This is a genomic window from Nocardia sp. CS682 (assembly GCF_004634405.1).
GTDB lineage: Bacteria > Actinomycetota > Actinomycetes > Mycobacteriales > Mycobacteriaceae > Nocardia > Nocardia ninae.
In genome coordinates this window covers 1,915,894-1,937,042 of the sequence record NZ_CP029710.1, presented here as the reverse complement: position 1 = coordinate 1,937,042, position 21,149 = coordinate 1,915,894, and the positions used below count along the sequence as shown (strand labels likewise).

At 69.1% G+C, this 21,149-nt stretch carries 17 protein-coding genes and 1 pseudogene; 8 read left to right on the top strand and 10 right to left on the bottom strand.

Features of this window, described 5'->3' with window-relative positions; all coding sequences use genetic code 11:
* Window positions 1–49: 49 nt before the first annotated feature.
* Together galE and DMB37_RS08475 are read right to left on the bottom strand one after the other, a co-directional pair.
* Window positions 50–1,030: a UDP-glucose 4-epimerase GalE gene (galE, locus tag DMB37_RS08480; protein ID WP_135232227.1), complete on the bottom strand. Its 981-nt coding sequence runs from the start codon at window positions 1,028–1,030 to the stop codon at window positions 50–52.
* 3 nt (window positions 1,031–1,033) lie between these two features.
* Entirely contained in the window at window positions 1,034–1,720 is a 687-nt protein-coding gene (locus DMB37_RS08475) for a metal-dependent transcriptional regulator (protein ID WP_135232226.1), read from the bottom strand.
* Window positions 1,721–1,918: 198 nt separating this feature from the next.
* Between DMB37_RS08475 and DMB37_RS08470 the strand changes: the two genes are divergently transcribed.
* On the top strand, window positions 1,919–3,187 hold the full coding sequence (locus DMB37_RS08470) for an acetoin utilization protein AcuC (protein WP_370465355.1): 1,269 nt from the start codon (window positions 1,919–1,921) through the stop codon (window positions 3,185–3,187).
* Complete coding sequence (locus DMB37_RS08465) at window positions 3,180–5,852, top strand: GNAT family N-acetyltransferase (RefSeq protein ID WP_135232225.1); 2,673 nt, start codon at window positions 3,180–3,182, stop codon at window positions 5,850–5,852. The genes DMB37_RS08470 and DMB37_RS08465 overlap by 8 nt, the downstream gene beginning before the upstream one ends.
* A gap of 283 nt (window positions 5,853–6,135) precedes the next feature.
* On the opposite strand, the gene DMB37_RS08460 is transcribed toward DMB37_RS08465, so the two are convergent.
* Window positions 6,136–6,738 carry a TetR/AcrR family transcriptional regulator gene (locus DMB37_RS08460; protein ID WP_135232224.1) on the bottom strand — a complete coding sequence of 201 codons (603 nt, stop codon included), beginning with the start codon at window positions 6,736–6,738 and terminating at the stop codon, window positions 6,136–6,138.
* A 122-nt stretch (window positions 6,739–6,860) separates the two neighbouring features.
* Here DMB37_RS08460 and DMB37_RS08455 point away from each other — a divergent pair, with 122 nt between their 5' ends.
* Window positions 6,861–7,880 carry a hypothetical protein gene (locus tag DMB37_RS08455; RefSeq protein ID WP_135232223.1) on the top strand — a complete coding sequence of 340 codons (1,020 nt, stop codon included), beginning with the start codon at window positions 6,861–6,863 and terminating at the stop codon, window positions 7,878–7,880.
* A 227-nt stretch (window positions 7,881–8,107) separates the two neighbouring features.
* Here the strand turns inward: DMB37_RS08455 and DMB37_RS08450 are convergent, their stop codons facing one another.
* From DMB37_RS08450 to DMB37_RS08440, 3 genes are all read right to left on the bottom strand, one after another.
* Complete coding sequence (locus tag DMB37_RS08450; protein WP_040736879.1) at window positions 8,108–9,076, bottom strand: sigma-70 family RNA polymerase sigma factor; 969 nt, start codon at window positions 9,074–9,076, stop codon at window positions 8,108–8,110.
* A 192-nt stretch (window positions 9,077–9,268) separates the two neighbouring features.
* Window positions 9,269–10,789 (bottom strand): methyltransferase, encoded by a 1,521-nt coding sequence (locus DMB37_RS08445; RefSeq protein ID WP_135232222.1) that lies wholly within the window; start codon window positions 10,787–10,789, stop codon window positions 9,269–9,271.
* A 56-nt stretch (window positions 10,790–10,845) separates the two neighbouring features.
* Window positions 10,846–11,586, bottom strand: a complete 741-nt coding sequence (locus DMB37_RS08440; RefSeq protein ID WP_135232221.1) for a VOC family protein — start codon at window positions 11,584–11,586, stop codon at window positions 10,846–10,848.
* A gap of 159 nt (window positions 11,587–11,745) precedes the next feature.
* On the opposite strand from DMB37_RS08440, the gene DMB37_RS08435 reads away from it, so the two are divergent.
* Both DMB37_RS08435 and DMB37_RS08430 read left to right on the top strand, forming a co-directional pair.
* Complete coding sequence (locus tag DMB37_RS08435; protein WP_240772500.1) at window positions 11,746–13,023, top strand: MFS transporter; 1,278 nt, start codon at window positions 11,746–11,748, stop codon at window positions 13,021–13,023.
* 316 nt (window positions 13,024–13,339) lie between these two features.
* A complete protein-coding gene (locus DMB37_RS08430; protein WP_305036223.1) occupies window positions 13,340–14,977 on the top strand; it encodes an NAD(P)/FAD-dependent oxidoreductase in 1,638 nt (545 codons plus the stop codon).
* A gap of 28 nt (window positions 14,978–15,005) precedes the next feature.
* Here DMB37_RS08430 and DMB37_RS08425 read toward each other — a convergent pair whose 3' ends face one another.
* Window positions 15,006–15,350: a DUF3099 domain-containing protein gene (locus tag DMB37_RS08425; RefSeq protein WP_167769108.1), complete on the bottom strand. Its 345-nt coding sequence runs from the start codon at window positions 15,348–15,350 to the stop codon at window positions 15,006–15,008.
* Window positions 15,351–15,512: 162 nt separating this feature from the next.
* On the opposite strand from DMB37_RS08425, the pseudogene DMB37_RS41290 reads away from it, so the two are divergent.
* Window positions 15,513–15,749 (top strand): annotated as a pseudogene (locus DMB37_RS41290) (DUF3039 domain-containing protein); the annotation flags it as partial.
* On the opposite strand, the gene DMB37_RS08415 reads toward DMB37_RS41290, so the two are convergent.
* Window positions 15,634–16,902 (bottom strand): YihY/virulence factor BrkB family protein, encoded by a 1,269-nt coding sequence (locus DMB37_RS08415; protein WP_135232217.1) that lies wholly within the window; start codon window positions 16,900–16,902, stop codon window positions 15,634–15,636. The pseudogene DMB37_RS41290 and the gene DMB37_RS08415 sit on opposite strands and share 116 nt — an antisense overlap.
* A gap of 281 nt (window positions 16,903–17,183) precedes the next feature.
* On the opposite strand from DMB37_RS08415, the gene DMB37_RS08410 reads away from it, so the two are divergent.
* Window positions 17,184–18,872, top strand: a complete 1,689-nt coding sequence (locus DMB37_RS08410; protein WP_135237430.1) for a DEAD/DEAH box helicase — start codon at window positions 17,184–17,186, stop codon at window positions 18,870–18,872.
* Between the two features lie 40 nt (window positions 18,873–18,912).
* On the opposite strand, the gene DMB37_RS08405 is transcribed toward DMB37_RS08410, so the two are convergent.
* The gene (locus tag DMB37_RS08405; protein ID WP_135232216.1) at window positions 18,913–19,521 is read right to left on the bottom strand and encodes a TetR/AcrR family transcriptional regulator; all 609 of its coding nucleotides are present in this window, start codon (window positions 19,519–19,521) and stop codon (window positions 18,913–18,915) included.
* 105 nt (window positions 19,522–19,626) lie between these two features.
* Between DMB37_RS08405 and DMB37_RS08400 the strand changes: the two genes are divergently transcribed.
* Window positions 19,627–20,367 (top strand): SDR family NAD(P)-dependent oxidoreductase, encoded by a 741-nt coding sequence (locus tag DMB37_RS08400; RefSeq protein WP_135232215.1) that lies wholly within the window; start codon window positions 19,627–19,629, stop codon window positions 20,365–20,367.
* A gap of 7 nt (window positions 20,368–20,374) precedes the next feature.
* Here the strand turns inward: DMB37_RS08400 and DMB37_RS08395 are convergent, their stop codons facing one another.
* A complete protein-coding gene (locus tag DMB37_RS08395; protein ID WP_206055212.1) occupies window positions 20,375–21,142 on the bottom strand; it encodes a helix-turn-helix transcriptional regulator in 768 nt (255 codons plus the stop codon).
* Between the last annotated feature and the right edge of the window lie 7 nt (window positions 21,143–21,149).

Below are 21,149 nucleotides of genomic sequence, written 5' to 3'. Positions count from 1 at the left end.
GGCGGAGGTGGACGGCCGTGCTGCCCCGGTCGATGCGGGACGCGGGTATTCAGCGAGCGCTGTGTGCGCGGGGGCCGAGCGACTGGAGGAAATCCCAGGCGTCGGAGACGATTTCGTCGAGATCGTTGTGTTCCGGGTGCCAGCCGAGGTCGGCGATGGCCCGTTCGCTGGAGGCGATGAGGATCGCCGGGTCGCCGGGTCGCCGGGGGGCGTCCTGGGCGGTGATGGGCAGGCCCGTGACGCGTTCGCACGCCGAAATCACTTCGCGGACCGAGAATCCGGTGCCGCTACCGAGGTTGTAGATGCGGTGCGTGCCCGGCTCGGAGGTGGACAGGGCCAGCAGGTGGGCCTCGGCGAGGTCGCGGATGTGGATGTAGTCGCGCACGGCGGTGCCGTCGGGGGTCGGCCAGTCGGTGCCGAAGACCGAGATCGCCTTGCGGTGCCCGAGCGCGACCTGCAGCACCAGCGGAATGAGATGTGTTTCCACCACGCGGTTTTCGCCGAGGCCACCGTAGGCGCCGGCGACATTGAAGTAGCGCAGGCTGGTCGCCGCCAGTCCGTGCGCGATCGAGTAGGAGGTGATGGCGTGATCGATGGCGAGCTTCGACGCACCGTACGGGTTGGTGGGCCGGGTCGGCGCGTCCTCGGTGATCGGCACCTGCTCCGGTTCGCCGTAGACGGCGGCGGTAGAGGAGAACACCAGTCGTGGCGTGCCCGCCTTGCGCATCGCCTCCAGCAGCTCGAAGGTCTTCACCACATTGCCGTGCCAGTACTTCTCCGGCTGCTGCACCGACTCACCGACCAGCGATTGCGCCGCGAAATGCAGGACGCCGTCGAAGGATTCGGCACCGATCAGGGCGGTCGCGGCCTGCGCGATGTCGCCCTCGACGAAGCGGGCGGCGGACGGGACGCCCTCGGCGTTGCCGGTGGACAGGTCGTCGACCACGACGACCTCATGGCCTGCTTCGAGCAGCACCTGCGCGCAGACCCCGCCGACGTACCCGGCACCGCCGGTGACCAGAAGTTTCACGCGTCAGACCAGCTTGACCTGGACGGCGTGCGCCATCTCGTCGGACAGGTCGAATCCGTCGTGGCCCGGCACGGTGATGACCACCGAGCCCGGCTTGTTCTCGACGGTCACGCGCGCGTCGGGCACCACGCCCGCCTCACGCAGCTGACCGATGACCTCGGGGTCGGTCTGGATGTGCTCGGCCAGCCTGCGCACCACGACGGCGTGCACCTGGCCCTGCGGCAGATCGGAGAGCCGGACCAGGGTTTCCTCGGCGGAGGCCGGCGCCGCGATGCCCAGCTCGTCCAGGCCGGGGATCGGGTTGCCATAGGGGGAGGTGGTCGGGTGGTTGAGCACCTCGACCAGACGCCGTTCGACGTCCTCGCTCATCACGTGTTCCCAGCGGCAGGCCTCGGCGTGCACGTTCTGCCAGTCCAGGCCGATGATGTCGACGAGCAGTCGTTCGGCGAGCCGGTGCTTGCGCATCACGGCGACCGCCATGCTGCGGCCCTTCTCGGTCAGCTCGAGATGACGGTCTCCGGCGACCAGCAGCAAACCGTCGCGCTCCATCCGAGCGACGGTTTGGCTCACCGTCGGTCCACTCTGTTCGAGGCGCTCGGCGATGCGAGCACGCAGGGGCACCACGCCCTCCTCCTCGAGGTCGTAGATGGTACGGAGATACATCTCCGTGGTGTCGACCAGATCTTTCACCAGTTACCCCTTCGTCGGCACGAATTCTACCTACGCACACCGACACGGCCCTGCGCCGGACGGTGTCGCGCCGCATGGTGCGCGGCAATGCGGGATTCCGTTCGGCGCACGGCTAGCCGGCGCGATCGCACTTATCTGTATTTCTACTGCATACCAACGTTCGACAGGGTCCGTACCTTCCCGCGTAGCGTTGCGAGCATGGCCACTGCACCGCGCGGCGAACGTCCGGCGCCACCCGGCGAACAGCGCAGCCCAGGAACCGTCGTGTGGACCGACCGGTTTCTCGACTACACCTGGACTCCGCAGCATCCGATGAAACCTGCGCGCCTGAAGTTCACCATGGCGCTCGCCGAAAGTCTCGGATTACTCGACGGTGTCGAGCTATTGGCACCCGCCGCGGCCGATCGAGCCGACTTGTTGCGCATCCACACCGCCGCCTACATCGACGCGGTCGAGCACGTCACGGCGCCCGCCGGATCGCCGCAGGCCCCGCCGTTCGGTCTGGGGTCGCCGGACAACCCGGTGTTCCCCGGCATGCATCAGGCGGCCTCGGTGATCGTCGGCGGCACGCTGGCCGCGGCCAGGGAGATCGCCGAGGGCCGGACCAGGCGTGCGGTGAGTATCGGTGGCGGCATGCACCACGCCATGGCGGACTCGGCGTCCGGGTTCTGCGTGTACAACGATGCGGCGGTGGCCATCTCCTGGCTGCTGGACCACGGTTTCGACCGCATCGTCTATCTCGACGTCGACGTGCACCACGGTGACGGAGTACAGCGCGCGTTCTATGCCGATCCGCGGGTGCTCACCGTTTCACTGCACCAGCACCCGGCGACCCTCTGGCCGAACACCGGCTGGCCCGAGGAGACGGGCGCGGGCGCCGCCGAGGGGAGCGCGATCAATCTGCCGCTGCTGCCCGGCACCCGAGACGCCCAGTGGTTGCGCGGTTTTCACGCGGTGGTGCCCGGTGCGGTCGCGGCGTTCCGGCCGCAGATCGTGGTCAGCCAATGCGGGGTGGACACCCACCGGGAGGACCCCCTGGCCGATCTGGAACTCACGGTGGACGGCCAGCGCGCCGCCTTCCGCGCCATGCGCGACCTGGCCGACCGATACGCCGAGGGACGCTGGCTCGCCGTCGGCGGCGGCGGCTACGGGCTGATCCGGGTGGTGCCGCGGGCCTGGACGCACCTGCTGGCCACCGCGCTGGACCGCACCATCGCGCCGGAGACCGAGATCCCGCAGCAGTGGATCGACCAGGTCCGCGCGGCGGCGCCGAAGGTCGATCCGCCGCGCACCATGGGCGACGGCGGCGACATCGCCTACCGCCCGTGGGATGGCCCTGGCGGCACGGGGGAGACTGGGGACGCGCGCTTCGACCGCGCCCAACGCGCCATCGACACGGCCGTGCTGGCCACCCGCCGAGCGACTTTCGGGCTGCTCGGCCTGGACCCGGAGGACCCTCGTGACTGACCCCGTAGACACTCCGGACACACCGGCGGTCCCGCCTCCGCCGCCGCAGCACTGGTTCGCCGACGTGCTCGCCTCCGACGGCGGCGTGGTCCGGCTGCGGCCGATCACGCCGGACGACGCCGAGGCGATGCAGGAGTTCCACGCCGCGCTGTCCGATCGCACCAGGTATCTGCGTTATTTCGGGCCGTACCCGCGGATCTCGCCGAAGGATCTGTATCGGACCACCCATGTCGACTACCACGACCGGGTCGGCCTGGTGCTGGTGCTCGGCACCGCGATCGTCGCGGTGGGCCGGTATGAACTGCTGGACCGGGACGGGCGGCGGTCCGCGGAGGTCGCGTTCGTGGTGGCCGACGCGCATCAGGGGCGCGGGCTCGGCTCGATCCTGTTGGAGCACTTGGCCGGTGCCGCCGCCGAGAACAAGATCGAGACCTTCGTCGCCGAGGTGCTCGCGGAGAACACCACCATGGTGACGGTCTTCCGGGACGCGGGCTATCAGGTGGAGCGCAGCAGGGACGGGTCGGTGCTGCACCTGGAGTTCGCCATCGACCCCACCGAAGCTTTGCTCTCCGTGCGTGATTCGCGCGAGCGGGCCTCCGAGGCGCGCAGCGTGGGCAATCTGCTCACCCCACGATCAGTGGCGGTGATCGGCGCGACACCGAGCACCGGCCGGGTGGGTGGCGCGGTGCTGAACAACCTGCTGTCCGGTGTGTTCCAAGGTCCGGTATTCCCGGTCAATCCGAATCGGCGTGCGGTGCGCGGCGTGCGTGCTTACGCGACGGTGCGGGAGATTCCCGACGAGGTCGACCTCGCGGTGGTCGCGGTGCCGCCGGAGGCGATCGGCTCGGTGCTGGACGACTGTATGGCCAAGGGCGTCAAGGGGCTTGTCGTGCTCACCGCCGGCTTCAACACGACCGGTGTGGCCGGTGGGACGGCCGAGCAGGAATTGGTCGCCGCCGCACGGGGACACGGGATGCGGGTCGTCGGGCCGAGTGCGCTCGGCATCGTGAACACCGATCCTGATGTGGCGCTCAACGCGACGCTGGCATCGGTGCTGCCCAGCCGCGGGCGGATCGGATTCTTCTGTCAGTCCGGGCCGTTGGGTGCCGCCATCCTCGGTGAGGCCGCGGCCAGGAATCTCGGACTGTCGACCTTCGTGTCGGCCGGTGACCGCGCCGACGTCTCCGGCAACGACCTGCTCCAATACTGGGACACCGACCCGGATACCGATGTGGTCCTGCTCTACCTGGAGAGCTTCGGTAACCCGCGCAAGTTCTCCCGGATCGCGCGCCGGGTGGCCAGGACCAAGCCGATCGTCGCGGTGAGCAGCGGCCGCCATGCCACCCAACCGGCGGGCGATATGGACCGCTCGATCGTGCGAGACCTGTTCGCGCAGGCGGGAATCGTGCAGGTCGACTCCATCTCGGAGCTGTTCGACTGCGCCGCGCTGCTCGGCTATCAGCCGCTGCCCGGCGGCTCCCGGTTGGCGGTGGTCGGCAACAGTGCGGCGTTGAACTGGCTGGCCGTCGATGCCGCGCAGAGTGAGGGTCTGACGGTCGGCGACCCGGTGAACCTGGGACCACAGGCGACCCCCGGCGCCTACCTCGATGCGACGGTGGCAGCACTGCAATCTGCCGATATCGACTCGGTGCTGGTGGTTTTCGCGCCGCCGGTCCCGCTGCCGATGGCCGGTTTCGCCGATGCCATCCGCGAGGCCGCGGCGGCGGTCCCCGACTCGGGCAAACCGATTCTGACCACATTTATTGCCGAACAGGGCATTCCGCATCTGCTTGCGGTCCGCGGCGCGGGTGCGACGGCGGTGCGCGGGTCGATTCCCTCGTATCCCGACCCGGAGCGCGCCGCACGGGCGCTGGCTCGGGTCCGTCGCTATGCGGAGTGGCGAAACAGACCGGCGTCACAGGTGATGCGCCCGGACGGGATCGACACCGAACGGGCGCGCACGCTGGTCGCGCAGTGGATGGCCGAATCCGGCGGCCGCCGGCTCACCGACCTGGAAACGGTCGAACTGCTCGGCTGCTACGGCATTTCGGTGGTGGAGTTCCGCGAGGTGCGCAGCGCCGACGAGGCGGTCGCCGCGGCCGAGGAACTCGGTTACCCGGTCGCGGCCAAGGCGACCGGCGAATTGTGGCGCCGCCGACCGGATCTCACCGGTGTCCGGCTGGACCTGTGGCGCCCGGAAGCGGTGCGGCAGGCGTATTCGGACCTGGTCGAACTGTGCGGTGACCCGGTGCTGCACATCCAGAAGATGGCCACCAAGGGTGTCGGCTGCGTCCTGCGCGTCCAGGACGACCCGTCCTTCGGCTCGGTCATCGAATTCGGCCTCTCCGGCCTGATCATCGAACTCCTCGGCGACCGCGCCTACCGAGCCCTACCCCTCACCGCCGACGAGGCAACCGCCCTCATCGACGCCCCTCGCGCGGCCCCCCTGCTCTCCGGCACCCCCGCCAGCCCTCGCGTGGACAAGGCCGCCCTAGCCGAGCTCGCCCAACGCATCTCAGCCCTCTTCGATGACCTCCCCCACATGCGCGAACTCTCCTTCGACCCAGTCCTGGCCTCCACCAACTCCGCCGAAATCCTCTACGCCCGCGGCCGAATCGGCCCCGAGCCAAGTCGTTTCGACACCGGACCTCGCCGCCTCGGCTGACCCGCCGGGCTCGACATCCTGGCACGGAGGGCCTGCCGCCCCGTCGAGGCCGAGATGTCGCACGCCCATGGCGGTTCTGCCCCTGGATCGTTTCGTCAGGGGCCCAGCGGCTTCGGCCGACCTGCCGGGCACGGCATCCGGGCACCCGGGACCTACTGCCACGGTCTTGGCCGAGGTGTGGCCCCGCCCGTGGCAGGTGCTGCCGCAAGCCGTTTGCCGCCACTGCTGGCTCAATCGACCGGTAAGCCATTTGTGGGTGTGCCGGAAGTCTGGTGCTGCGTTGTCAGGAGGGAGTGGGGCCGCGGCGGCGGATCAGGGGAAGGTAGACCTCGTCGACGATTTCGATGAGGACGTCGTCGGGGGCGGTGGGGAGGCCTCGGGTGACGAACTCGTTGCGTAGCAAGACGATTGCTACGGTGGCGACGCGGGGGTGCAGGGCTTCGGGGGCGCATTCGCCGCGGGCGACCGCACGGCCCAGCACGGTGAGCCAGAGGGGCGCGGTGGCGTCGACGGACTGATCGGGCAGCTGTGCCAGGAGTTCGGCGGCGCCACCAGCGGCCGCCATGAGTTCGCGCAGGATCGCGCCGAGTGGCGAGCTCCAGTGGCGGTTGGCGCGGCGCAGTAATTCGAGGACGTCGCCGCGCAACTCGCCGGTGTCGGGGGGCCGCACCGGCGTGGTCAGCTGTCGATAGGCGGCGATGCCGAGGGCGAGCCGGTTCGGCCAGCGGCGATACAGCGCGTTCTTGTTGGTGCCCGCGCGGGTCGCCACCTTGTCCATGGTCAGTCCGGCGTACCCGGATTCGATGAGCTCGTCCGCGGCCGCCCGCAGGATCGCATCCTCCAGGTCGGCACCGCGTCGCCGTGTCGGCCCCGCCTCCGGCTTCATCACATCCCTCGCTGATCGACTAGGCAGTTGGGAACAGAAAGTACCTTATATCGTCTGTTGCGCGGCAGGCATCGCAAGATTTAAGGTACGTCAAGTACCTTAAATTAAGGAAGTGATTCGCCGTGCGACTGAAGGGCATCAGCTATGACACCGGTTTTCTGCGGAACGGAGCGTCCTCGCGCACGCTGTTCGACCCGGCGATGGTCGAACGGGAGCTGCGCATTATCCGAGATGATCTGCACTGCAACGCGGTCCGCGTGATCGGCGGTGACCCCGAACGCCTGGAGCTGGCCGCGACATGTGCCGCCGATCTCGGCTTGGCCGTGTGGTTCTCGCCCTATCCGCTCGAACTGTCGGTCGACGCCATGCTGGCGCTGTTCGCGGACTGTGCGGTGCGTGCGGAGCGGCTCAGGCAACGGGGTGCCGAGGTGGTGTTCGTGACCGGCGCGGAACTGAGCCTGATGAACAAGGGCTTCCTCCCCGGCGACACGGTCGAGGAACGCCTGGAGGTATTACTGCGGCCGGACGGCAGGAACGAGCGGATCAGTGAGGTCGGCAACCGCGTCAACGACGTCCTCCGCAAAGCGGTTTCGGTCGTTCGCACGCATTTCGGCGGCAAGGTCACCTACGCGTCGATCCCGCTCGACCGCGTCGACTGGGACCTGTTCGACATCGTGTCGGTGGATCTCTACCGGTCGGCCGCGGTCGCCGACCAGTTCACCGCCGGCGTGCGTGCGCTGGTGGCGCAGGGAAAGCCGCTGGCGATCACGGAGTTCGGCGCGGCCACTTACCGCGGCGCGGGCGACCGTGGCGCGCAGGGACTGGAGATCGCCGAATACGACGCCCAGGGCCCGGTGCGCCTGAACGGCGTGTACGAACGCGACGAGGAGGGTCAGGCGGCGTACGTGCGGGAACTCCTGGAGGTCTTCGACGCCGAGGGTGTCGATGCGGCGTTCGTGTTCCTCTTCGCCCTCTACGACCACGTGCACCGCCCCGACGCCGACCCGAGGGACGACTTGGACTTGGCCAGCTACGGCATCGTCAAAGTCCTGGATTCCGGTCTCGGACAGGCCTACCCGGACATGCGGTGGGAGCCCAAGGCGGCGTTCGACGCGCTGGCGGAGCACTATCGGAAGGGTTGACGCATCCAGCAGCTGAAGCGGCTACCGGGAGTCGTTGGGCCGCTGCGGAACTCGGGACGGCCCGGCACAATTCACGCCGACCGGCTCGCGCTATCCCGGAGGGGGCGGAGATACGCGGCACCGGCCGGCGTTGGCAGGTGACCCCAAGGGTCACCGGGTCCGGACGCCGGGCTGGTCTCGGGGGAGCCCGGCGTCGTTTTGGTGGCCGGAGTGTTCCGGCACGGGGATCAGCTGGCGTAGGCGCGGAGACGGTCGGCCCGCTCGCCCTTGCGCAGCTTCGACATGACCTCGCGCTCGATCTGCCGGACGCGCTCACGGGAGAGCCCGAAGAGCTTGCCGATCTGGTCGAGGGTGCGCGGCTGGCCGTCGTCGAGACCGAAGCGCAGGCGGATGACCTGCTGCTCGCGCTCGTCGAGGGTGGCCAAAACGCTGCGCACGTCGTGGTGCAGCAGTCCGGCGATCACCGCGGACTCGGCGGAGGTGGCCTCGGAGTCTTCGATGAAGTCGCCGAGCGGGGCCTCTTCGTCGTTGCCGACCGGCATGTCCAGGCTGACCGGGTCGCGGCTGTGATCGAGCAGATCGGAGATCTTCTCGACCGGGATGCCGGACTCGTTCGCCAGTTCCGCGTCGGTGGCCTCGCGGCCGAGCTGCTGGTGCAGTTCGCGCTTGATCCTGGCCAGCTTGTTGACCTGTTCGACCAGGTGGACGGGCAGCCGGATGGTGCGGCTCTGATCGGCCATGCCACGGGTGATGGCTTGCCGGATCCACCAGGTGGCGTAGGTGGAGAACTTGAAGCCCTTGGCGTAGTCGAACTTCTCCATGGCGCGGATCAGGCCCAGGTTGCCTTCCTGGATGAGATCCAGCAGCGGCATGCCGCGGCCGGTGTAGCGCTTGGCGAGGGAGACCACGAGGCGGAGGTTGGCTTCCAACAGGTGCGACCGTGCGGCCTGGCCTTCGCGAACGATGAGGGCCAGATCACGCTTGCGGGTGGCCGACAGACGTTTGCCGGTCTCCAGCAGGTGCTGGGCGTAGAGGCCCGCCTCGATACGCTTGGCCAATTCGACCTCGTCGGCGGCCGTGAGCAGGGCAGTGCGGCCGATCCCGTTCAGGTACACGCGTACCAGATCGGCTGCGGGGCTCTGGGCGTCGAGGTCCGAATCGCTGATGCGCACACGAGTGGTGGCGGGGCTTGTCATGACTTGCCTCCTGTCGGTGGTGTCTCACTCCGAACAACGGACCCGACAGAGATAAAGTTCCCCGTCGTGGCTCAGATAAACCGCTTTGACGTGCGGTTTTCCTCACTCTCGTCTGAGAAGTTCCTGAGAAGCTCCCAGCGCTGGAACGCCTGCTGTCCGGTGCCTGCACCGACCTACCCGCGATCGCCGGATTTACACGGGCCGCACCAATCCGTGGCGGACCAGTCCGGCCACCACGGACAACGCTTCGGCCGCGAACTCCGTGGTCACTTCGGCAGATCCGTGGGCAACCGCCAGCAGTTCGATCAGTTCGTACAACGGCAGGCCGTCCGCGCGCATTCCCGCCAGCAGCGAGATGGTTGTCTCGTCCACCTCGTGCTGCCAGCGTGGCCCGTCGCCGCGGTGCAGCCGCGCGACCTGCTCGGCCCAGCCGTCCGGGCCGGGCAGCGCGACGCGTTCCAGCGCGGTCGCCGGGTCCACCACGAAACGTGAAGTCCAGGCCAGTTTTTCGTCATCGGCGACGGCGCGCAGCCAGGCCGAACGCTCGAAGTAGCGGGTCGCCTCGTCGCCGAGCGGGTCGTCGAAGCCGTGCGTGAGGTCCTCGGCGAGCAGTTCGGTCGGGGCGTCGACGGCGCGCAGATAGACGAAGCCGAAGCCGATGCCCTCGACGTCGGCCGCGGTGAAGGCGTCGAGCCACTGCTCGGCGCGGGCCTGTGCGGCCGGGTCGCGCGGGTCGAGGCCCGCGTCCCGCAGCCAGGTGCCGACATAGAGGGCGGGGTCGGCGACATCGCGCTGCACCACCCAGGCGTCGACGCCGTGCGCGGGCAGCCACGACGACACCCGGTGCCGCCAGTCCTCGCCGTCGACATGGACCCAGGCGGCCAGCATCGCGGCGGTGCCGCCCGGAGCGAGCAGGTCTGCCGCCTGTCCGATCACCAATTCACTGGCGCCGTCGAGGGCGAGCCCGGAATCACGGTAGGTGTGCTCGATCCTCGCGGGACCCACCACGAACGGCGGGTTCGCCACCACCTGGTCGAAGCGGCGTCCCGCGACCGGTTCGAACCAGGAGCCTTCGAGCAGTTCGATATCGAGTCCGTTGAGCGCGGCGGTGGCCTCGGCGAGCCACAGCGCGCGGGTGTTCACATCGGTGGCGGTCACCTGGTTCGCGTAGGAGGTGGCGTGTACGGCCTGCACGCCGCAGCCGGTTCCGAGATCGAGCACGGAGCCGACCTTGCGGGTCGGGGTGGCGCGCAGCAAGGAGAGGGAGGCGTGGCCGACACCGAGCACGTGGTCTTCGGTGAGCGTGCGCCGGCGCATCGAGTCGTCGAGGTCGGACAGGATCCAGCGGGTGCCTGCCCCGGCGTCCAGTGGGCGCAGGTCGAGCGCGGCGCGGACGGTGTCGCCGTCGCGGTCGAGCAGACCCGCCGCCACTGCGCGGTCGATATCTACCGGCAGTAGGGCGGCCGCGACATCGCGTTCGGGCAGTGCGTCGCCGAGTAGCAGCAACCGGATGAGCGTGCCCAGTTCGCCGGCGTCGCGCGCGGCTCGGCGCACCGGGACCGGTTCGGATCGGCCCAGTGCGGCGTGCACGTCTTCGCCGAGTACCGCCAGCAGGGTGTCGGCGTCGTAGCCGACCCTGGTCAGCGCCGTCCGGAGCTCCGGGCACAGCGCGGTGAGCAGGGATCCGGTGGTCGTCGATCGGTTCGTAGGCACATCGGTACTCTGCCACCGCCTGATCAGCGGGCCCGGCAGGTGGTGCGCTCGACGGTTCAGACGCCCCTCGGGTCGCGGGCCGTGACGCAGTAGGTGGCGCCCGCGGGGTCGTTCATGACGGTCCAGTGCTCGTAGCGTTCTACGACTGTGGCGCCGAGGGTTTCGTGCCACCGGGCGGTCGCCTCGATGTCCGACGAGGACAGATCGATGTGGGCGCTGGTGGGGCGGTCTTCATCGAGGCGCTGGAGTAGCAGCTGGATGGGGCGGGGCTCCTCGGCACGCAGACGCGCGAACTCGGGCAGCCTGCCTTGCTCGAAGTTCCAGCCGGTCAACGACTTCCAGAAGTCCGTTTCGGCGGCGTGGTCGGCGGGGCCGATGTCCAGGCACACCTGGTCGAGGCGGCTGAGGGTGCCGTCGGGGGCTTTGGTGGCGGGGGCGGGGGTGCCCCGGCCGCGGCCGCTGGGGGTGAGGCAGAAGGTCTGGCCGCCGGGGGAGCGCAGGACGGCGTAGTCCGGGTGATTCGCGACCAGTTCGGCGCCGAGGTCGAGCGCGGTGCGCACGGCGGTCGGGATGTGGTCGACGTCGAGGTCGAGATGGACGCCGCCGAGACCGGTCACCGCCTGCATCTTCACGCCCGCCGCCGCGAAGAGCGCGGGATCGGGGAGCAGCGTGAGGAATTCGTCGTGCTCGCCGCGGCGAGCCGATAGTTCGGTACCGGTGACCGTGGACCAGAACTTCGCGCAGTCGTCGAATCGCTGTGCGGGGCGGTCCAGGAAAGCCCAGATCCACCGAATCATGTTCACTCCTGTCTTGTACCCGCAGACACCATAGGGAAAGCGACGCGCGGTGTCGAGCAGATTGGCGTGTCGCCGGTCCTGGCACGATCTTGGTGTTTTGTGGCCTTCCGGCCGCTCGTTGCGCGGGCGATTTTCCGGCACGCTCAGCGGGTGACCGAGCTGCAGACACCACCGCCAGTACCGTTGCACGACACCGTTGCCCGGCGCGGTCCGCATCCGGCGTGGATCGTGGCGGGGGTCGGCTTCGTCGCGCTGCTCGGTGCGGCCGCGTTCCGCTCGGTGCCCAGTGTGCTGATGGATCCGCTGCACGCGGAGTTCGGCTGGTCGCACGGCACGATCGGTGCGGCGGTCTCGCTGAATCTGCTGTTGTACGGGTTGATTTCGCCGTTCGCGGCGGCGCTGATGGACCGGTTCGGCATCCGCAAGGTGGTGTCGGGGGCGCTGGTGCTCGTCGCGGCAGGCGCGGGGCTCACCGTGTTCATGACCCAGCCGTGGCATCTGATGCTGACCTGGGGTCTGCTGGTGGGTGTCGGGGTCGGGTCGATGTCGATGCCGTTCGTGGCGACCATCACCGGCCGCTGGTTCGTGCGCCAGCGCGGACTGGTCACCGGGGTGCTTACGGCGGCGGGTGCGACCGGTCAGCTGGTGTTCCTGCCGCTGGTGTCGATGCTGGCGCACGAGCACGGCTGGCGGCTGCCGTCGCTGATCGTCGCCGGGACCGCGCTGGCCGTCGTGCCGCTGGTGGTGCTGTTCATCAGGGACTACCCGAGTGATGTCGGGGTCACCGCGTACGGCGCGGAACCGGGCAGTGTCGTCGGCGTCCGCACACCGGCCTCGGTCGGCGCGTCCCGCGCGCTCACGGTGCTGGCCAAGATCGCGCGCACACCCGGATTCTGGCTGCTGGCAGGGGGTTTCGCGGTGTGCGGGGCGTCGACCAACGGTCTCGTCGGCACCCATTTCGTCAGCGCCGCGCACGACCACGGCATGCCGCCGACCGCCGCCGCGAGCCTGCTCGCCGTGGTAGGCATCTTCGACGTGGCGGGCACCATCGCGTCCGGCTGGCTGACCGACCGCATCGACCCGCGCTATCTACTGGTCGGCTACTACGTGCTGCGCGGTCTGTCCCTGCTCATCCTGCCGTCGCTGTTAGGTCCCCACACCCAACCCAGCCTGTGGGTCTTCATCATCTTCTACGGCCTCGACTGGGTAGCCACCGTCCCACCGACCGTCATTCTCTGCCGTGAACTGTTCGGCAACGACGGCCCCGTCGCCTTCGGCTGGGTCTTCGCCTCCCATCAGATCGGCGCGGCCATCGCCGCCACCGGCACAGGCGTCATCCGTGACGTACAAGGCACCTACGACCTCGCCTGGTACTTGGCCGGCGGCCTCTGCGCCACCGCCGCCGTGATGTCCGCCTTCATCCGCCGCAAGGCCTGACGCTCCGCCACCACGTCCCGCGCCACCGATGCTGCGCGTGCACGGGACATGGTGTAGGCCCCACTCGGCGGTTGCCGCCGAAAAGCAGTTCTCACGATCTCGGCGAGTGCATCGCGGCCGCGTGGAGTTGATCTTGTGCAGCGGTTGCGGTGGTGGACGTGACTGCTCGGTGGCGACACACCTCAGGTGACGGGATCAGGGTGGTGACGTGTGGCACAGTGTCTGCGCTGAGGGTGGGTCGGTGGCCCAATGAGCACGGATCGGCCGCATGGCCGATTCGGTGGTGTGGACCGGATCGCAGCAAAGGAGCTGGATCGTGCGTGAGAACACCGTTGGTCGGCGTGATCTGTTGCGTTACACCGCTGCCGGTGCTGCCGGGCTGGTGTTGGGAGCGGCGGGCGGTGCGGTCGCCTCCGGCCATTTCGCCGACCGCGAGGCGTTGCGGCCTGCGGCCGGGAGCGCCGATATTTCACCGTCTCGGCGGGATCGGGCTCGGCTGGTTGCCCGGGACATCGTGGGTGTGGACGAGTCCGGTCGCGACGTGCGGGCACTGCACCGGGAGTTGCTTGCCGGTGCGGGCCCGAAGCGCACGGACAACCCGCAGGATGTCGCCGTGGTGGGCGCCGGCGCCGCCGGGTTGGCCGCGGCGTGGATCCTGGCGCGGGCGGGGCATCGGGTGCGGGTATTCGAGGGCTCGGACCGGGTGGGCGGCCGGATTCGAACGCTGCGGGAACCGTTCGCGGCCACCGGTGGTCACGGCGAGGCCGGTGCGATGCGCATCCCCACCACGCACACGATCACCACCGGGGTGCTGGCCCGGCTGGGCGTACAGACCCGCCCGTTTCACATGACCCACCCGCATCGTCTGGTCAGCGCCGGTGGCGTCTCGATGACCCGGGCCGAATACACCACTGATCCGGCACGGATCGCGGGGGTGTTCGGTGCCGAGGCGGTGCACGGCCGGGCGCTGCTGGATCAAGTGTTGTCGCGCACGGGAGTGAACCGGGACAGCGATGTCGAGGCGTGGACCGACTTCCTTGCCCGCTACGACGAGATGTCCCTGCGGGATTGGCTACTCGCCCAGGGCCTTTCGGAATCGAGCATCGACCATCTCGGCTCCATCGAGGGCATCACCGCCCGCATGGGTTTGAGTCTGACCCACAACCTGATGACCGCCACCAACCTCGCTCCCGGCACCGAGCTGGTCGAGATCGTCGGCGGCACCGACCGATTGATCGTCGAGTTGGCCGGTGCCGCGAAAGCCGCTGGGGCAGAGATCATCACGAACTCCGCGGTCACCGGGGTCGACGGACGACAGCCGCGGCTGCGACTGAGGTACGGCGCGGGCGAGGACACCGCGGAGGTCGATCGCATCGTGGTCGCGGCGCCGTATTCGCTGCTGCGCTACCTCGGCTTCCAACCGGCCCTGTCCTACGGCAAGCAACGCGCCATCGCGGAACTGCATCACGACGCCGCCACCAAAACCTTCCTCGAGTTCTCCACCCGCTGGTGGACCGGGCACGGCGGCATCGACGTCACCGACGCCCCGCCACGACTGACCGTGTACCCCTCCCACCCCACCGGCGACGGCGGCGTCGTCATCGCCTCCTACACCTGGGCCGACGACGCGCACGCCTGGGACGGCCTGCTCCCGGCCGAACGCGCGGCCGAATGCCTCGATCACCTCGCCGACGTGCACGGCCCCGCCGTCCGCACCGCATGGACCGGCGGCTACGCCTCGCACTCCTGGGCCACCGACCGCTGGGCCAACGGCGAAGCCGCGATCTACCTGCCCGGGCAATCGGTCGAGATCGGCCCGGACACCCGCACCCCCGAAATGGACGGGCGGGTCGCCTTCGCGGGCGACGCCACCTCCACCCGAGGCCGAGCCTGGATCGAAGGCGCACTCGAAAGTGGCGCCCGCGCCTGCACCGACCTCGGCATCACCGTCTGATGGGGGCAGCTGAGCGCTCGACGGACCGTCAGCTGTCGATGGCGTTGTGCGGGCGAGCTTCCAGCGCGGTGCGGCGCTCGTCCCAGCGGCTCGGCTCGTCTTTGCGACGCGGTGGGCGATCGTTGGCGATGAGGACCGCGATCCAGGGGAGCGGGATGGAGACCGCGATGATCAGGATCGACAGCAGGGCGCTGCTGAAGGTGCTGTAGGCGATCGCGGCCAGCACCAGGCAGGGGATACGGAACGCCATGATGATGGTGTAGCGGCGTACGCGTGAGCGGTGCTGGTCTTCCAGCGAGGGTTGCGCCTCGGTGATCAGGACCGGGTGCTTGTCGTCGGTGCCGGGGAAGTAGCCGGAGGATTTCGGCGGCATCGTCACGTCCGGACGCTCACCACGGCCGATGTCGCCGGCGTCGGGGGAGTCGCCGTGCTGCTGCATGTCTTCGAGTCTTCCACTGTCGGAGCCCCAGTGCACACAGTGTGGTCAGCCGGACACTGGACCGTGATCGGTCACCGTTTGCGCGGATGCGGCATCATGGAATCCGTGAGCACCGACACCATGGTTCGCCCCGATTCGACCACCGACGAGTCGACGAGCGACGACACCCCGAAGTTCTTCCACTACGTCAAGAAGGACCGGATCGCGGAGAGCGCCGTCATGGGCACCCATGTCGTCGCCCTGTGCGGTGAGGTCTTTCCGGTGACGCGGTCGCCCAAGCCCGGTTCGCCGGTCTGCCCGGACTGCAAGAAGGTCTACGACGGGCTGAAAAAGGCGAGTGAGGTGGTGGGGGCGGCGTCTGCGAGGGCGCCGCGCCCGGTTGCTCGGGTGTGTCGACAGGTGACGGCGGAGGTTTCTGCGCCGTCTCGGTGGTTTCTGTCTTCGGATCGTCCTCGTCGGACGAATCCCCGGTCAGCTGATTGGTGATCCACTCCCGCACCTGCTCCATCCGGGTTGTGCGCGCGGGCCAGAACTCCTGCACGGCCGCGTTGAATTCCGCGCCGAGGATGATGGCGAACCCGAGGAAGTACGTGAAAAGCAGAAACGCGATCGGCGTCGCCAGTGCGCCGTAACTCACACCCGTCTCGGTCACCCAGGACAGGTACCGGCGCAGCACCTCACTGGCCGCGATGAAGAACACGGCCGCGACCAACGCCCCGCCGAACATCCGATGCCAGGGCAGCGAGGTGTGCAGCGCCAGCTTGTACAGCGTGGTGAGCACGATGATCAGCAGCAACCCGACACCGGGGTAGTAGAAGAAGTCCAGCAGTTGCAGCCCGGTCACCCGCCACGGCTCCGGCAGCACCCGCCCGATGATCGTGGGCCCGAGCGCCACCAGCGGCAGGATGAACACCGAGGCCACCAGGAACGCCACATACAGCAGCAGCGCGAAGATCCGCTGCCACACCGGATGTCGCAGGTCCTGCTGCCCGTGCGCCTCGACGATCGCGTCCACGAAGGTCGCCATCGCCGACGACCCGGCCCACAGCGACAGCACGAAACCCACCGAGACGACCGCGCCGCGCCCCTTGCCGAGCACGTCCTTGACGGTCGGCTCGATCAGATCCGACACCACGCTGGAGCTGAACAGGTCCCGGCTGAACGAGATGATCTTCGATTCCACGATCTGCACGGTGTCCGGGCCGAACCAGGTGCCGACGTAGCCAAGACTGCCGAGCACCCCGAGCAGCAGCGGCGCCAGCGACAACGTCTGCCAGAACGCGGCGGCCGCCGACTTGGCGAAGATCGAGTCGTCCCAGGCCTTCACCGCCACCCGTACCGCCAGCCTGCCGGTCTTTCTGCGGGCCCGGCGCAGCCGGATGGTCACCCGCTGCGCCGAGGTCAGTCTGCGCGCGGCGAGGCCGCCGCTGAGCGACGGTATGTCGGTCCGCAGTGGTTGGCTCGGCAGGGCGTTTTCCTCGGGCATCGCCCCTCAAGCATCGCGCACGAGTGGTGTTCGCATCGGATTCCGGGGGCGACGTGTCGTCGGGCATCGGGTGAATTCCGGCGTGTCGGTAGTTGAACATGTGATGCCCATCGCCCACGCCGCGTCGGTTTGGCAACACGCCGGGCCGGGCCAGTAGGGTCGACTGCGTGACTGGGTCGGGTGGCGCCGCTGTGGCGGGAAGAGCGGAGACACCGGGCGATTCGGCTAGACCCGAGGCCTCGGGGACGCCGAACAGCTCCGGTACATCGGGCGGCGGATCGCTGCGTGCCTGGCAGCGCCGGGCCTTGACCAAGTACCTGTCGTCCAAGCCACGCGACTTCCTCGCGGTGGCCACGCCGGGCGCCGGTAAGACCACCTTCGCGCTGCGCGTCGCCGCCGAACTGCTGGCCGACCGCACCGTCGACCAGATCACCGTCGTCGCCCCGACCGAACACCTCAAGCATCAGTGGGCGCAGTCCGCGGCGCGCGCGGGGATCCAGCTGGATTCGCGGTTCTCCAACGCGACGGGCGGTACGTCCGGCGATTATCACGGTGTCGTGGTCACCTATGCCCAGGTCGCCTCGCACCCGTCCCGGCACCGAGTGCGCACCGAAAATCGCAGAACACTGGTCATTCTCGACGAGATCCACCACGCGGGCGACGCGAAGAGCTGGGGTGACGCGACGGCCGAGGCGTTCGGCGACGCGACGCGGCGGCTCGCGCTCACCGGAACCCCGTTCCGCAGCGACGACAGCCAGATCCCGTTCATCACCTACGAACCCGACGAGTCCGGTTTCCCGCGGTCGCGCGCCGACCACGCCTACGGGTACTCCGAAGCCCTCGCCGACGGCGTGGTCCGGCCCGTGGTGTTCCTCGCCTACTCCGGCGAGGCGCACTGGCGCGACAGCGCGGGCGAGGAGTACACCGCCCGCCTCGGCGAGCCGTTGAACGCCGAACAGACCGCCCGCGCCTGGCGCACCGCGCTCGACCCGGCGGGTGACTGGATCTCGGCCGTGTTGCGCGCCGCCGACATGCGGTTGCGTCAGCTGCGCAGCACCGGCATGCCCGATGCGGGCGGTCTGGTGATCGCCACCGACCAGGACCGCGCCCGCGACTACGCCGAACTGCTGGAACACATTTCGGGCACGAAACCCGCGCTGGTGCTGTCCGACGAGCCGACCTCCTCGGACCGGATCGCCTCGTTCGGCGCGAGCAGCGAGCCGTGGATGGTCGCGGTGCGCATGGTGTCCGAGGGCGTCGACGTGCCGCGCCTGGCCGTCGGCGTGTACGCGACGAGTGCCTCGACACCGCTGTACTTCGCCCAGGCCATCGGCCGGTTCGTGCGTGCCCGCAGGCCGGGCGAGACCGCGAGCGTGTTCCTGCCGTCGGTGCCGGTGCTGCTCGATCTGGCCGCGCAGCTGGAGTTGCAGCGCGACCACGTGATCGGCAAGCCGCATCGCGAGAAGGATGGCCTCGACGACGAGCTGCTGATCGATGCGAACAAGCAGCAGGACGAGCCGGGCGAGGAGGAGAAGTCCTTCGTCGCGCTGGCCGCGGACGCCGAGCTCGACCAGGTGATCTACGACGGATCCTCCTTCGGCACCGCCACTTTCGCGGGCAGCGACGAGGAGGCCGACTACCTCGGCATCCCCGGCCTGCTCGACGCCGACCAGATGCGCGCGTTGCTGCGCGAACGCCAGTCCCGGCAGATCGCCGACCGCGGCGAGTCGTCGTCGGCACCCGAGCCGGGCCCCCAGGTCGCGAGCGCGGCAGAGCGCGTCGCGACGGCGGACCGGTTGGGTGAGCTGCGGCGCGAACTCAACAGCTTGGTCGCCATGCACCACCACCGCACCAACAAGCCGCACGGCGTGATCCACGGAGAGCTACGCCGCGAATGTGGTGGTCCGCCAACGGCTTTGGCCTCGGCCGATCAGTTGGTGGAGCGTATCGCGGCGTTGCGCCGGATGTAGCGACCGCCCGCAGCGCTGCTGGATGTCCGCCAGGCGCAGATCAGGTAGCTGTGGCACCGGCCGGCCAGGCGGCCATCGCGACGTCGATCGACTGCGTCAGTTCCGCGAGCGAGGCTCCGTCGCGGGCTTGAATCGACAGTCCGTAGAGCACTGTGGCATAGAAGTGGGCCAGCGCGGGGGTGTTGGTGTCGGCGGGCAGATCACCTTCCGCGACACCGTGATCCATCCGTCGCCGGATCTCTTCGGTTGTCTCCCTGCGCTTCTCGATCAGGAAGTCGCGAATGCTCTCGCTGCGCGTGGTGTAGGTGGAGCCCGCGAGCACGACCATGCAGCCGTGCGGTTTGTCCTCGACGGTGTAGGCGATCGCGTTGTCCCGCAACATCGCATCGATGGCGGCCCGCGCCGTCGGCTCCTCCCGTAGCGCCCGGTCGGTGTATCCGCCGTCGGTCTGTCCGTACAGGCCGACCGCCTCCCGGAACAGCGCCTCCTTGCCGCCGAACGCGGCGTACAGGCTGGGCGAGTTGATGCCCATCGCGGAGGTGAGGTCGCTCATCGACGAGCCCTCGTAGCCGTGCTCCCAGAACACCTCCATGGCGCGACGCAAGACCTCGGTGCGGTCGAAGGCGCGCGGTCGTCCCCGGTCGGCCATGGTCCTCCTTTCTGTGTCGATCGTTAAATATACCCCTTGACGCCGCGGTGGTCGCTGGGCTTAGCTATTTATGTACTGATCGACACAGAATTTGGCGGAGGAACAATGACTGATCTCGCGGGCAAGGTGGCACTGGTGACCGGCGGTAGCCGAGGAATCGGCGCGGCGATCGCACGGAAACTGGCCGCCGACGGCGCCGATGTGGCGTTCACCTATCAGAACGCCGAGGTACCGGCGAAATCCGTTGCCGCGGATATCGAATCGCTCGGCCGCCGCGCGCTGCCGATCCGCGCCGACAGCGCCGACGCCGGGGCCGTGGTGAGCGCGGTCGATCGGACCGCGGCCGAGCTGGGCAGGCTGGACATTCTGGTGAACAACGCGGGCATCTTCCCGGCCAAGCCGTTCGAGGAGTTCACTCTCGCGGAGATCGACCGCGCCCTGAACATCCACGCGCGGGCCGCGTTCGTCGGCGCCCAGGCCGCGGTGGCGCACATGACCGGCGGCGGCCGGATCATCAGCGTCGGCACCAACCTGTCCGAGCACGCCCCCTTCGCGGGCCTCTCGCTCTACAACCTGAGCAAGTCGGCGCTGAACGGATTCACCAAGGCGCTCGCGCGGGAACTGGGACCGCGCGACATCACGGTGAACCTGCTCCAGCCGGGATCGACGGTGACGGACATGAATCCGGCCGACGGCGACCACTACGACAGCCAGCTCGCGCTGTCGTCGCTCGGCCGCTTCGCGCAGCCGGCGGAGATGGCGGCGATGGTCGCGTTCCTGGCCGGTGCGACGGGACGCAGCATCACGGGCGCGATCTTCACGGTCGACAGCGGAACGAACGCTTAGGCCCCTGCTATCCGGCGAAGTACTTGCCCGGTGACACGCCCACCGCCCGGCGGAACGCGGCGACGTAGGCGCTGGGCGTGGCGTAGCCGACGCGGCCCGCGATGCGCGCGATGGGGAGGTTCGCGGCCAGCAGCGGCAGCGAGGCGGTGAGCCGGATCTGGGTTCGCCACTGGCCGAAGCTGATTCCGGTCTCCGCGACGAACAGCCGGGCCAGGGTGCGCGGGCTGGTGGCGACGGCGGCGGCGAACTCGGCGAGGGTGCGATCGTCGGTGGGGTCGGCGGTCAGGGCGTCGGCCACCTGTCTGGCGCGGGGATCGGTGGGGGAGTGGGCGCCGATGGGGATCACGTCGACCGGTTCGACGAGATCGAAAACCACCGCCTCCGCGCGTTCGCGGCGCGCGGAGTCGGTGCCGGGTGCGCCGAGATGGTCGAACAGCTCGTGCAGCAGCCGGGTGACCCGCATCATCGTCGGCGCGGTGAAAGCGACCGGGCAGCGGGCGGGCTCGACGTAGATGCCGCGCATCTCGGCCCCGTCGGCGCTGCCCGTCCGGTGCCGGACGCCGCCGGGTATCCACAGCGCCCGGGTCGGCGGCAGCACCCAGCGGTCGTCGCCGGCCTCGACGGCGATGACTCCCCGTGCGGCCCAGGCGATCTGGTGCTGCGGATGCTCGTGGGTGTCGAACCGATATCCGGCGGGGAGCACCCTGGCACCGAGGACCATCGCCGTCGCACCCGGTGGGGCGGGGTGGATCGAGGAGTGGCCGTTTCGCGACACAATGTGT